The 12056-nt window shown below is 73.6% G+C and carries 12 protein-coding genes; 5 read left to right on the top strand and 7 right to left on the bottom strand.

Translation table 11 applies throughout. The features are described 5' to 3' along the window. The first annotated feature begins 124 nt into the window (after positions 1-124). Positions 125-1744: a purple acid phosphatase family protein gene (locus ACFVXK_RS20085; protein ID WP_389613470.1), complete on the top strand. Its 1620-nt coding sequence runs from the start codon at positions 125-127 to the stop codon at positions 1742-1744. 6 nt (positions 1745-1750) lie between these two features. On the opposite strand, the gene ACFVXK_RS20080 is transcribed toward ACFVXK_RS20085, so the two are convergent. Both ACFVXK_RS20080 and ACFVXK_RS20075 read right to left on the bottom strand, forming a co-directional pair. Then, a complete protein-coding gene (locus ACFVXK_RS20080; RefSeq protein ID WP_389613468.1) occupies positions 1751-3259 on the bottom strand; it encodes a DUF4246 domain-containing protein in 1509 nt (502 codons plus the stop codon). An 88-nt stretch (positions 3260-3347) separates the two neighbouring features. After that, entirely contained in the window at positions 3348-3761 is a 414-nt protein-coding gene (locus ACFVXK_RS20075) for an FKBP-type peptidyl-prolyl cis-trans isomerase (protein ID WP_389613466.1), read from the bottom strand. A 163-nt stretch (positions 3762-3924) separates the two neighbouring features. Here ACFVXK_RS20075 and ACFVXK_RS20070 point away from each other — a divergent pair, with 163 nt between their 5' ends. Beyond that, complete coding sequence (locus ACFVXK_RS20070; RefSeq protein WP_389613464.1) at positions 3925-4056, top strand: hypothetical protein; 132 nt, start codon at positions 3925-3927, stop codon at positions 4054-4056. Here the strand turns inward: ACFVXK_RS20070 and ACFVXK_RS20065 are convergent. Both ACFVXK_RS20065 and ACFVXK_RS20060 read right to left on the bottom strand, forming a co-directional pair. Next, entirely contained in the window at positions 4053-5576 is a 1524-nt protein-coding gene (locus ACFVXK_RS20065) for an aldehyde dehydrogenase family protein (protein ID WP_389613462.1), read from the bottom strand. The two genes, ACFVXK_RS20070 and ACFVXK_RS20065, sit on opposite strands and share 4 nt — an antisense overlap. Positions 5577-5632: 56 nt before the next feature. Then, entirely contained in the window at positions 5633-6952 is a 1320-nt protein-coding gene (locus ACFVXK_RS20060) for a GAF domain-containing protein (RefSeq protein WP_389613460.1), read from the bottom strand. Positions 6953-7142: 190 nt separating this feature from the next. Here ACFVXK_RS20060 and ACFVXK_RS20055 point away from each other — a divergent pair, with 190 nt between their 5' ends. Then, positions 7143-7697, top strand: coding sequence for an MOSC domain-containing protein (locus ACFVXK_RS20055; protein ID WP_389613458.1), 555 nt, complete (start codon positions 7143-7145; stop codon positions 7695-7697). 69 nt (positions 7698-7766) lie between these two features. On the opposite strand, the gene ACFVXK_RS20050 is transcribed toward ACFVXK_RS20055, so the two are convergent. Next, positions 7767-8240, bottom strand: a complete 474-nt coding sequence (locus ACFVXK_RS20050; RefSeq protein WP_389613457.1) for an SAM-dependent methyltransferase — start codon at positions 8238-8240, stop codon at positions 7767-7769. Between the two features lie 74 nt (positions 8241-8314). Then, a complete protein-coding gene (locus ACFVXK_RS20045) occupies positions 8315-9103 on the bottom strand; it encodes a hypothetical protein (RefSeq protein ID WP_389613455.1) in 789 nt (262 codons plus the stop codon). A 135-nt stretch (positions 9104-9238) separates the two neighbouring features. Between ACFVXK_RS20045 and ACFVXK_RS20040 the strand changes: the two genes are divergently transcribed. Further along, positions 9239-10153 (top strand): oxygenase MpaB family protein, encoded by a 915-nt coding sequence (locus ACFVXK_RS20040; protein ID WP_389613453.1) that lies wholly within the window; start codon positions 9239-9241, stop codon positions 10151-10153. A gap of 63 nt (positions 10154-10216) precedes the next feature. Here the strand turns inward: ACFVXK_RS20040 and ACFVXK_RS20035 are convergent, their stop codons facing one another. Beyond that, positions 10217-10816 (bottom strand): class I SAM-dependent methyltransferase, encoded by a 600-nt coding sequence (locus ACFVXK_RS20035; RefSeq protein ID WP_389613499.1) that lies wholly within the window; start codon positions 10814-10816, stop codon positions 10217-10219. A gap of 171 nt (positions 10817-10987) precedes the next feature. Between ACFVXK_RS20035 and ACFVXK_RS20030 the strand changes: the two genes are divergently transcribed. Beyond that, positions 10988-11896 carry an MHYT domain-containing protein gene (locus ACFVXK_RS20030; RefSeq protein WP_389613451.1) on the top strand — a complete coding sequence of 303 codons (909 nt, stop codon included), beginning with the start codon at positions 10988-10990 and terminating at the stop codon, positions 11894-11896. Positions 11897-12056 lie beyond the last annotated feature (160 nt).

Raw genomic sequence — 12056 nt, 5'->3', positions numbered from 1 at the left:
CCCCCGGCGGAAGGAAGGGTCCGGGCGTCCGAAAAATCGCCGCCCAACTCCACTTCCCGCAGGCATCATTGCGGTCGACCGCCCCAGGGCTCACACGATCGACCCGACGAGAAAAGGGTGCCTCATGCCGATCCCGCGCAGGACGTTACTGACCGGCTCGACCGCCACCGCGGCTGCCGCCGCCGTCGGGGGTGCGGGGAGTGCCCGGGCCGCCGAGCGGCCGGCGGACGCCGCCTCGCCCCTGCTCCAGCGCACGCCCAGCCGGATCGGGGTGCCCGGAGTGGCCGGGCTGCACCTGCAGTTCGGTGCCGACCCGGCCACCGAGATGACCGTCTCCTGGATCAGCCCCCAGTCCGTCCGGCGCCCGCGCGTCCACCTCGGCTCACCCGACGGCGGCGGCTCCGGGCACACCGTCGACGCCGAGACGCGGACCTACCGCGACGAGCTCTCCCGGCAGGAGGTGTACGTCCACCACGCCCACGTCACCGGGCTGCGGCCCGACACCACCTATCTGTACTCGGCCGGACACGACGGCGCCGCACAGGAGACCGGGTCGTTCACCACGGCCCCGCGCGGCCGCTCCGCGTTCACCTTCACCAGCTTCGGCGACCAGGGCACGCCCAACCTGCGCCGCTCCCTCAAGTGGCCCACGCCCGACGCGCCGCCCCCGCTCGGCCCCTTCCGGCTCTACACCAGCACCCAGGGCGGCACCGAGGCCTCCGCCGACATCGTGGCCGCGGTGGAACGGGTCGCCCCGCTGTTCAACCTGGTCAACGGCGACCTCTGCTACGCGGGCGTGGCCGGCGCCATCGGCGAGGACCGCGTCGCGACCTGGGCCGACTGGTTCATCGGCAACAGCCGCTCGGCCCGGCTGCGCCCCTGGATGCCCTGCGTCGGCAACGGCGAGACCGAGAAGGGCAACGGCCCCCTGGGCCTGACGGGCTACCAGACGTACTTCACCCTGCCGGGCGCGGCCACCGCCACCGACGCCGAGACCAGCGGCCTGTGGTACGCCTTCACCGTCGGCGGGGTCCGCTTCATCAGCCTGGCCAACGACGACGTGGCGATCGTCGACGCCGGCGACATCTATCTGCGCGGCTACTCCGGCGGTGCGCAGCGCCGCTGGCTGGAACGGGAACTCAAGGCGGCGCGGGCCGACACCGGCGTCGACTGGATCGTCGTCTTCATGCACCACCCGATGATCTCCAGCCACCGCAGCGGCGGGAGCGACCTCGGCGTCCGCCAGGAATGGGGCCCCCTCTTCGACGCGTACGGGGTCGACCTGGTGCTCTGCGGCCACGAGCACTACTACGAGCGCTCGCTCCCGGTCCGCGGCACCCTGCCCAACGACACCCGCACCCCGATCCCGGTCTCCACCCGCACCGACGTCGCCGACACCGGGAAGGGGACCGTCCACATGATCATCGGTGGCGGCGGCAACTTCGCCACCACCCAGGACGACCTGTTCGAGGAGCCCAAGGGCCGCGTCGTGGTCGACGTGAGCAAGGAGCCCCAGGGCCGCCACCGGGCCCCGGTCTACCTCACCGAGGACGCCCCCTGGCGCGCCGTGCAGGACCGCGTCCACCCGCACGGCTTCGCCGCCTTCGACGTCGACCCGGGCACCCGGGGCTCGGGCCGCACCCGGATGCACGTCACCTACTACACCTTCGACGGCCCCTACGGAGAGCTGACCCCGGTGGACACCTTCACCCTGGAACGCCCCCGCGCGGACGCCCGCCACTGACCGGACTCAGTGCTCGCAGAGGGAGAACTCCCGCTCGTAGAGCTGCTCGTTGTGTTCGGCGACGAAGAACTTGCGTTCGTGCATGAGCTGTTCGCGGTAGCCCTTCGCCTCCTCCAGGGTCATGGTGGAGGTCTCGGCCCAGGGCTGCTGCGGCGGCACGTCGGCGGTCGAGACGATCCGCTGGGACGGGTCGACCAGGAAGAACGCGAGGATCTTCCGGTGCCCCGGGCGGGTGGCGTCCACGAGGCGGAACGAGCCGACGCGGTGCTGCAGGACGTTCGGGAAGGCCAGGCACCGGCCGGCCGGGGTCGCCGCCGAACCCAGTATCTGGTTCAGCGCGTCCTCGTCCTCCAGGCCGTAGACCTCGCGCAGGCCCTCGCCGTCGTTCTGCTCGTACTCCGGGTCGTCGAGCGCCGTGCGGAAGCTCAGCCGGCTCTCGGTGACGTTCTCGCTGTCCCAGTAGTAGATGCCGGTCGAGACGATCCGCTCGTTCAGCATCCCCTCGACGTGCCAGGAGCCGCCGGCGTACTCGGGCCGCTCCGGGGTGAGGTGGATGGTGGCGAGCTTCACGATGACCTGGAGGCCCCGGCCGCGCAGGTCGACCCGGTCGGCCGCGCCGGGCACCGCGGGCGCGGTGAACTCCGGAGCGTCCGGAACGACCGGCCGGCGGTCCTGCCACCACGCGTTGTGGACGTCCCCCCACTCCTGGCGGGCTTCCGTGTAGGCCTTGTCGTCGGCGAAGTCGGCCCGGTTCGGGTACGGCGGCTCGTCCTCGTACCACCCGTAGGGATCGGCCTCGATGCGCGGGGGCCGCGGGTGGCGCAGATCGGTGAGCACGTTCTCCAGTAGCGGGCGCATCCGCGCGAACAGGTCCGGCAGCACGGCGGCCAGCTCGCGGTGGGCCTCCGGGTGGACGTTGTTGACGTACGAACGGAAGGAGACCCCGCCGTCCTCACCGACCTCGACGTCCGTGGGCAGCCACTGGAACTTCTCCGAGAACTCGTGCTTCGACCAGCGGTCCGTGGGATTGCGCCAGGCCTCTTCGGGCGCCCCGCTCACGCCCCGCACCAGGCAGAACAGCGAGGGGTGCACGAGGTCCAGCACCTGGCCGTCGGATCCCGGATGCCAGTCCAGCTCCGCCGCGGGAACCTCCTCCAGCACCCGCACCGCCGCACGCAGCCGCGCCCCGAGCTCCTCGTCGACCAGCGCGTCCGACTGCCACACCCCGTCGACCCCGGACACCTCGACCCCGGTCCGCCCGTCCCGCAGGGCGGCGTAGTGCGCGAGTTCGTCGAGGACGTACCGCACCTGGGCCTCGGTGAGCCCCTGCTCCAGGGCCTCCCGCGTCCACCGGGCGACGACGTCGGCGTCCCGCATCTTCTCGAACCACCCGGCCTTCGCCCGGATGTGCGCGCTGCACTCCGTCATCTCCAGCTCCCGCACCGTGCGGGGCTGGGCGTACGACGCGGAACGCGAGGCTTGAAAGGGCAGCGGAAAGGCGGTCAGGCCGGACAATTCTCTTGATCCTCCGAGTCGGTGTGCGGTGGCCGGAACAATACTTCAGCCCACCGACACCGCCCCGGCCCGTCCGCCGGACTCCCGCTCAGGAGCTGCTCCAGCCGCTCGTGGCGGAGTACGAGTCGACCAGGTCCACCACGAACACCAGGGTCGAGCCCGGCGGGATCAACGGTGAGGGCGACTGCTTCCCGTACCCGAGGCGCGGCGGGACGACGATCTCGCGCCGCCCGCCGACCCTCATGCCGCGCACCCCCCGGTCCCAGCCCTTGATGACCTTGCCGCTGCCCAGGGCGAACTTGAACGGCTCGCCCCGGTCCCAGGAGGCGTCGAACTCCCTCCCGGTCTCGAAGGTCACCCCCACGTAGTGGACCTTGACCACCATGCCCGGCTTGACCTCGGGCCCGTCCCCGACGACCAGGTCCCGGACGCTCAACTCGGCAGGCGCGTCCCCCTCGGGCACCACGACCTCGGGCTTCACCGGTCCGCTCGTCCCACTCATCGCAGCCTCGCCATTCGTTCTCGCTCGACATCCGCCCCGGACGCCGTCCGATTCTCGCAGCAGACACACGTGCCCGAGCCCACGCCGCCCGGGCGCCGCGAGGTGCGATCCTCTCCGTACCGGGCGCGGTCCGGCGGCGGACGGGAAGGGTGGCGGCTGCCTGGTGTTCATGTACCGCGGCAACATGGCGGTGGGCGTGACCGGCGACGACCTGATGGTCCGCGTCGGCCCGGAATCCGCCCCCGCCCGCCCCGGCACCCGGGTCAATGAACACCGGACCGCGAGCTCGCCCTAGAAGTAGCCGAGCTTCTTGGGGGAGTAGCTGACCAGCATGTTCTTCGTCTGCTGGTAGTGCTCCAGCATCATCTTGTGGGTTTCGCGGCCGATACCCGACTGCTTGTAGCCGCCGAACGCGGCGTGCGCCGGGTAGGCGTGGTAGCAGTTCGTCCAGACGCGGCCCGCCTGGATCGCGCGGCCCGCGCGGTACGCCGTGTTGACGTCGCGGGTCCAGACGCCCGCGCCCAGGCCGTACGCCGTGTCGTTGGCGATGCGGACCGCGTCGTCGAAGTCGTCGAACGAGGTCACCGACACCACCGGACCGAAGATCTCCTCCTGGAAGATCCGCATCCGGTTGTCCCCCTCGAAGATGGTCGGCTGGACGTAGAAGCCGCCCGCCAGGTCGCCGCCGTGGTCGATCCGGCCGCCGCCCGTGAGGATCTTCGCGCCCTCCCGCTGGCCGATCTCCACGTACGACAGGACCTTCCTCAGCTGCTCCTCCGAGGCCTGGGCGCCGATCATCGTGTCCGTGTCCAACGGGTGGCCCGGCACGATCAGTTCCGTGCGGGCCACCGCCGCGTCCAGGAAGTCGCCGTAGCGGCCCCGCTCGATCAGGGCGCGCGAGGGGCTCGTGCACACCTCGCCCTGGTTCAGCGCGAACATGGTGAAGCCCTCCAGGGCCTTGTCGCGCAGGTCGTCGTCCTTGGTCCAGATGTCGTCGAAGAAGAGGTTCGGGCTCTTGCCGCCCAGCTCCAGCGTCACCGGCTTCAGGTGTTCCGCCGCGTACTGCAGGATCAGCCGGCCCGTCGCCGTCTCCCCGGTGAAGGCCACCTTCGCCACCCGGGGGCTCGACGCCAGGGGCTTGCCCGCCTCCTCGCCGAAGCCGTTGACGATGTTCACCACGCCCGGGGGAAGGAGGTCCGCCACCAGGCTCAGCCAGTAGTGCACGGAGGCGGGGGTCTGCTCGGCCGGCTTGAGGACCACCGTGTTGCCCGCCGCCAGGGCGGGAGCGAGCTTCCACACCGCCATCAGGATCGGGAAGTTCCACGGGATGATCTGTCCGACCACGCCCAGTGGCTCGTGGAAGTGGTAGGCGACCGTGTCCTCGTCCAGCTGGCTGAGCGAGCCCTCCTGCGCGCGCAGCGCCCCCGCGAAGTAGCGGAACTGGTCCACGGCCAGCGGGAGGTCGGCGGCCAGGGTCTCGCGGACCGGCTTGCCGTTCTCCCAGGTCTCCGCGACCGCCAGCGCCTCCAGGTGCTGCTCCATCCGGTCCGCGATGCGCAGCAGGACGCCCGCGCGTTCCGTGACCGACGTACGGCCCCAGGCCGGGGCCGCCGCGTGCGCCGCGTCCAGGGCCCGCTCCACGTCCTCCGCCGTGCCGCGGGCGACCTCCGTGAAGGGCTGCCCCGTGACGGGGGAGGGGTTCTCGAAGTACCGGCCGCGCGCGGGCGGCACGTACTCCCCGCCGATGAAGTGGTCGTAGCGGGACGCGTACGCCATCAGGGCGCCCTCGGTACCGGGTGCGGCGTAACGGGCCATGCGGGTCCTCCCCTTGCCGGGCGCCGGCCGCCGTCGGACAGCGCTCGGGAGGGAGGCTAGGAGCGGGCGGGTTGCGGGAACGTTGCACGCCCCGCACCCGGCCCCGGCCCCGCGCCCGGTCCCGCGCCCAGCTCCGCGTCGAGGGACCGTACGCGGGCCAGCGCGGCGGGCCGGTCGCGCGGCGGCAGCGCCGCGGCCAGCGCCCGCCACACCGCAGGGTCCTCCGCGCCCCACGGGCTGCACACCCAGTCCGACAGCAGCCCCACGTCCGCCCGGGCGATCACCGCCGCCCGCGCCTGGTCCTCGATCCGCCGCCGCAGCCGGACGATCCCCGGCGCCGAGGAGGCCGGCAGCAGCGGGCCCGGGTAGCGGGTCAGGGCGGCCGAGACGGCGCCCGCCGCCAAGTGCCGGGTCACGGCGGCGAAGTCCGCCTCCAGCGGGACCGCCGTGCGGTACGGGCGCGACAGCAGGCTCCCGGCGCCCAGGACGGCCCGCAGCCGCGACATCTCGGCCCGCAGCGTCACCGCCGCCACCGACTCCTCCTCGTACAGGGCGTAGGCCAGTTCGTCCCCCGTCAGCCCCTCCGGGTGCTGCGCCAGCAGGGCCAGGATCTCGCTGTGCCGCCGCCCCAGCGCGATCCGCCGGCCGCCGAGCACCAGCAGTGCCTCGTCCCGGCCGAGGGCGGTGAGCGTGTCGGGGGCCGCCGCGCCCGGCACGGGCTCCAGCAGCGCCAGCTGGGCCTCCGCGGCCCGGGCCACGGCCTGGACGAAGGCCAGCGAGTGCGGGTGGGCCAGCCCGTCCCCGCCGGTGATGTCCACGGCGCCCAGCACGCGGCCGGTGCGCGGGTCCCGGACCGGGGCCGCCGCACAGGTCCACGGGTGCACCCGGCGGCTGAAGTGCTCCGCACCGAAGACCTGGACGGGTTCCCCGAGCGCGACCGCCGTACCGGGGGCGTTGGTGCCCATGGCCGTCTCCGCCCAGCGCGAACCCGGTACGAAACCCAGCCCCTCGGCCCGGCGCAGGGTGGCCGGCTCCCCCTCCACCCACAGCAGCCCGCCCCGTGCGTCGCACACCGCCAGCAGATGGGCCCCGTGTGCCGCGAACGCCCCCACCAGGTCCCGGAACAGCGGCATCACCCGGGCCAGTGGATGCCGCTCCCGGTACGCCAGCAGCTCCGGCTCCGGCCGCTCCAGCCGGGGCGCGCACTCGGGGCTGACCCGGGCCCGCGCGCAGCGGCGCCAGGACTTCGCGATCACCGCCCGGACCGGCGGCTCCATCCGCCCGTCCCGGGTGAAGGCCTCGTGCGCCCGCCGCAGGACGCGCGTGCGCTCGACGGGATCGGCCCCGCCCGGCAGCGCCAACGACGGATCGCCCATGTCACCCTCCCGGAGGCCGTGGTGCCGCGGTACGCGGAGCGCCCCCATCGTGGTGCGGGTCTCCGGCCCCGGCAAGGGCCGCGTCGGCCAGTCGGCGACGGAACCCGGCCGGGAACGCTCCGGCGCTCCGGCGCGTTGTCAGGTCGGGAAAGACGATCGGCCGCTGACAGCGGCAGGGGGGATCACGCAGATGAACGACACCACCACGGCGCAGGTCGCGGCGGTCAGCAGCAACGGCGCCTACTCCTTCACGAAGCCGAACCGGGAGAGCATCACCCTGCTCACCGGTCTCGGCGTCGAGGGAGACGTGCACGCGGGCGTCACGGTCAAGCACCGCTCCCGCGTGGCCCAGGACCCGACGCAGCCCAACCTCCGCCAGGTGCACCTGATCCACCGGGAGCTGTTCGACGAGGTCGCCCGGGCAGGATTCAGCGTGGCTCCCGGCCAGCTGGGGGAGAACGTCACCACCGAGGGCATAGACCTCCTCGCCCTGCCGAAGGGCACCCTGCTGGGCATCGGCGAGCGGGCGATCGTGGAGGTGACGGGCCTGCGCAACCCGTGCCCGCAGATCAACGCCTTCCAGGACGGACTGCTCAAGCAGGTCGTCGGCCGGGACGAGGAGGGCCGGGTGGTCCGCAAGGCCGGGATCATGGGCGTGGTCCAGCAGGGCGGCAGGGTCCGCCCCGGCGACTCCATCACGGTCACGCTCCCGCCCCTGCCGCACATACCGCTCGAACGCGTCTGAGCGGTCCGGGCGGTTCGGGGGCCGTGCGGACACGTACGCCCCGATCCGCCCGGCCCGGCGGCGGGCGCGTCAGTAGTAGTCGCGCATCAGGGCCGTCGCCCACTGCGGCTGGTGGACCTCGCCCCGCGGGCCGAACTCCTCCATGTACGGCTTGAGGTCGAGCACCGGCGTGCCGTCCACGGCGTCCAGGCCCTCCACGTGCACGTCGAGCCCCTCGACCCGCACCACCCGGCACCGCGAGACGCCGAGCCGGTTGGGCCGGTTCTTCCCCCGCTGGGCGAAGATCCCGACCAGCGGCCAGTCCCGGTTCCCCCGCGGATGCCGGGCGCCGGTCTCGATCTTCTCCGGCGGTACCCGGTCGAAGTGGTAGACGACCTCGACGTGCGAGAAGTCCTCCAGTCCGTAGAGGGCCTCAGGCCCGAACAGGTCTGCGTCCAGCCGGATCACGGCCCGTTCCCGTCCCCAGTCGTCGTCCACGACGTCCGCCCGGCCGCCCACGACCACGCCCACCGGCACCGACTCGACCACCACGCCGTTCCCCATTCCCCGGTCCCCCGTTCCCCGTTCCACAGCCACGTTCGTCGTGTCCGTCCGTGTGTCCGTCCGTGTGTCCGTCTTCAGACCGGCCGTACGGCGACGCGGTCCAGCGCCTCCAGCAGGCCGGACAGTCCGGGCAGCCCGTCCGCCGCCTCGCGGGGCACCGCCAGTACCCCGCCGGGCTCCTCGTCCAGCAGCACGAAGGCGGCGTCACCGGTCCGGGCCACCATCGACCAGCCGGGCCCGTCCGCCCGGAAGGTCCGTACGCCCTCGCCCGCGAAGGCCGACCGGACCCGCCCCGGCGGAGGCGGCTGTCGGGTGTACTCCAGCGCCTCCCGCAGCGCTCGCGCCAGCCCCGGGTGCGCGGCGGCGGCTGCCCCGCCGTCCTCCGCCACGCGCTCGCGCCAGTCCGCCCACTCCCGGGCGATCTGGTCCGCGCCCAGCCGTCGCTGCACCGGCCCCCACGTCTCCGCCGAGGGCGGGGCCAGCGGCACCCGCCCGGTGCCGTCCGCACCCCGCTCCGGGTCGTGCGGGGCGGGGATGCCCGGCGTGGACACGGTCAGCTCCAGCGGCCAGCCCGCCAGCGACAGCACGACCGTCCGCTCGTCCGGCGACAGGTCGTACTCCATGCCGCAGTCCCAGGAGGCGATGGCGGCGGCCACCAGCGAGACGTCGTCCACCACGACCGTCCACCGGGCGCCCGCCTCGTCCTGGCCGAGCACGAGCCCGTAGCCCTCGGCGGCGGGCGCCACGCCCAGCAGCCCGCAGGCCTCCGGGAAGTCGTCGCCGAGCAACGTCGGGAACTGCGTGGGGGTCAGCAGTACGGCGCTCAGCACGTACAGCGAGCCCCCGCCCTCCTCGTCCGACACCTGGCCTCCCGATCGCAGTCCCGTCCGGCGCACCCTAACCAGCCGGTAACTCGCACGTCGAGACCCGGCGGCCGGCGATTTTCAAGCCCGCTACCTGCACGTAGAGTTGGCCACCCGCCACAGAAAGGGAGACCGGTGCAGCGTTACGACCGGCTGAAGGAGATCCTCCGGCTCGACCCCGAGAAGGACTTCCTCACCATCTACCGGCTCACCGCCACCTACGAGTTCCCCTGGGACTTCAGCCGGGCCCTGGAGCTCGCCCTCTTCCGCACCTACGCGGTCCCGAGCATCGGCAGCCTGCTCGCCGAGACCGGCGAGTTCACCGAGCGCCCCCAGAAGCGCTACGACGACACCGCGCTGCTCCTCGACGCGGTCGTGGAGCACGGCTTCGACCACGACACGGCCCGCACGGCGATCCGCCGCGTCAACCAGATGCACCGCAGCTACGACATCTCCGACGACGACATGCGCTACGTCCTGTGCACGTTCGTGGTCATCCCGGCGCGCTGGATCGACGCCTACGGCTGGCGCCCGCTGACCCATCACGAGCGCCGCGCCTGCGCCCGCTACTACGCGACGCTCGGCAAGCACCTGGGCATCAAGGAGGTCCCGGGCTCCTACGAGGAGTTCGAGACCACCCTCGACACCTACGAGAAGGCCCACTTCGGCTGGGACGAGGGGGGCCGCGCGGTCGCCGACTCCACCCTGGGCCTGATGGCCTCCTGGTACCCGGGGCCCCTCGGCCCCGCCATGCTCCGCGCGAGCCACGCCCTGCTGGACGAGCCGCTGCTCGACGCCTTCCGGTACGAGCGCCCGCACCCCGCGCTGAGCCGCCTGGTGCACGGCGCCCTGCGGCTGCGCGGCCGGGCGGTACGGCTGCTGCCGCCGCGGAAGACCCCGCACTACGCGCGCCAGAACCCGGAGATCAAGGGCTACCGCCACGGCTACGACGTGGGCGAGCTCGGCACCTTCCCGGTGCCCGGGGCCGGCGGCTGCCCCGTGCCCCACCCGCGCCGCCCGGCCGGGGCGGACGCCCAGCCTCCGGCGTAGCCCCGGGTCCGGCGGGGGCCCCGGCGCGCGTGCCGACGTGAAGAAGCGGGACGGGAAGGGCGCTCAGGCGCGGCGGACGGCCAGGGCCAGGAAGCGGGCGTCCTCGTCCGCGTACGAGGTCATCTCCCAGCCGGAACCGGACAGCAGCGGGCCGAGGTTGGGCTCGGCCCGCAGATCGTCCGGGGTCAGTTCGCGGCCGTGGCGGGCGGCCAGCGCGGCTCGCCCGATCGGGTGAAAGAGCGCGAGCCGGCCGCCGGGGCGGACCACACGGGCGAGCTCGCGCAGGTTCGCCGCCGGTTCGGGCAGGTGCGCGATGAGCCCGGCGGCGAACACCGCGTCCAGGGCGCCGTCGCGCAGCGGCAGCCGGGCCACGTCCGCCCGCAGCAGTGTCCCGTCCGCCTCGCGCCCCGCCCGCCGGGCGGCCGCCAGCATCCGCTCGGTGAGGTCCACGCCGATCACCGTTCCGGCCGCTCCGACGGCCGCGCGGAGCGGGGTCAGCGCCCGCCCGGTCCCGCACCCCGCGTCGAGCACCCGCTCGCCGGGCCCGACGCCGAACTCGGCGACGGCCGCCCTGAAGGCGGGCCCGTCCTCCGGGAACTTCTCGTCCCAGGCGTCCGCCCGCGCCCCGAAGAACTCCTGCACGCGCGTCCGGTCCTCGCTCATACGGTTCACAGTGCTCATGCACCCATGATTCCGCACCCGGCGTGACCCGTGTGCAAGCTGTTGTCCGTCGCGGTCGCAGATGAACGTATGTCTGTCATATTCCAGCAGTTCCAGCGGCTTTCGAAATGCGCCCCGTGTTCGTCCCCTCACCCGGACTAGCGTCCCGTGGCCATGGGACACCTGGACCACGCCGCCTATGGCTGGCTGACACCCGCGCTGTCGTACGTGATGGCCTCGATCGGCGCCGCCCTGGGCCTGCGCTGCACCGTACGCGCGCTCGCCGCGACGGGCCCCTCCCGCCGCAACTGGCTGCTCACCGCGGCCTCGGCCTTCGCCACCTGCATCTGGACGATGCACTTCATCGCCATGCTGGGCTTCCACATCACCGGCACCGAGATCCACTACGACGTGCCGCTGACCCTCCTGAGCCTCCTCGTCGCCGTGCTCGTCGTCGGTGCCGGGCTGTTCGCCGTCGGCTACGGAAAGGACCACGGCCGCTCCCTGGTCCTCGGCGGCCTGACCACCGGTCTCGGCGTCGCGAGCATGCACTACCTCGGTATGGCGGCCCTGCGCCTGCACGGAAAGGTCAGCTACGACCCGCTGACCGTCGGGATCTCCGTCGCCATCGCCGTCGTCGCCGCCACCGCCGCGCTCTGGGCCGCCCTCCACATCAAGGCGCCGCTGGCGGTGACCGGCGCGTCCCTCCTCATGGGCGCGGCCGTCAGCAGCATGCACTACACCGGGATGATGGCCGTCGCCGTCCGCGTGACCCCCTCGGCCGAGCCGCTGCCCGGGGCCACCGCGCTCCAGTTCATCTTCCCCCTCGCGGTCGGGCTCGGCTCGTACCTCTTCGTGACCGCCGCTTTCGTGGCCCTGTCCCCGACGGACGACGGCCGGGCGGCGCCGGCGCCGGCGCCGCTGCCCGTCCGGGCCACGGCCGCCGCTCCCGCTCCCGCACGTGCTCCCGGCTCCGTGACCGGCCCGGCGTCCGGTCCCGCTCCCACCCGGGTCCCCGCCTCCGCGTACGCGCCGCGCGCCGGCCGGCCGCCGGCGGACCGGCCCACCCCCTCCTCCCACTGAACCCGCGCCCCGCCCAGACGTACCGCCCCGGAACGAGGAGCCCATGCGCACACCCCGCAGAAGACCGGACCCGGTGGGGCCGCGGCCGCCCGCGCCCCCGCCGCGCGGCCGCCGCGCCCACGCCGGTGCCCCCGCCGAGGAGGCGGCCGCCCCCGGGAGC

It is taken from the genome of Streptomyces sp. NPDC058157 (genome assembly GCF_042884105.1).
In the GTDB taxonomy this organism is placed as follows: Bacteria; Actinomycetota; Actinomycetes; order Streptomycetales; family Streptomycetaceae; genus Streptomyces.
The sequence above is the reverse complement of the archived record's forward strand: the minus strand, read 5'-3'. Positions and strand labels throughout refer to the sequence as shown.

What these genes read in the sequence shown, in the direction of transcription:
- ACFVXK_RS20085 (WP_389613470.1), top strand. Translation starts at nt 125, where the DNA reads ATGCCGATCCCGCGCAGGACGTTACTGACCGGCTCGACCGCCACCGCG.
- ACFVXK_RS20075 (WP_389613466.1), bottom strand. Translation starts at nt 3,761, where the DNA reads ATGAGTGGGACGAGCGGACCGGTGAAGCCCGAGGTCGTGGTGCCCGAG.
- ACFVXK_RS20065 (WP_389613462.1), bottom strand. Translation starts at nt 5,576, where the DNA reads ATGGCCCGTTACGCCGCACCCGGTACCGAGGGCGCCCTGATGGCGTAC.
- ACFVXK_RS20060 (WP_389613460.1), bottom strand. Translation starts at nt 6,952, where the DNA reads ATGGGCGATCCGTCGTTGGCGCTGCCGGGCGGGGCCGATCCCGTCGAG.
- ACFVXK_RS20055 (WP_389613458.1), top strand. Translation starts at nt 7,143, where the DNA reads ATGAACGACACCACCACGGCGCAGGTCGCGGCGGTCAGCAGCAACGGC.
- ACFVXK_RS20050 (WP_389613457.1), bottom strand. Translation starts at nt 8,240, where the DNA reads ATGGGGAACGGCGTGGTGGTCGAGTCGGTGCCGGTGGGCGTGGTCGTG.
- ACFVXK_RS20035 (WP_389613499.1), bottom strand. Translation starts at nt 10,816, where the DNA reads ATGAGCGAGGACCGGACGCGCGTGCAGGAGTTCTTCGGGGCGCGGGCG.
- ACFVXK_RS20030 (WP_389613451.1), top strand. Translation starts at nt 10,988, where the DNA reads ATGGGACACCTGGACCACGCCGCCTATGGCTGGCTGACACCCGCGCTG.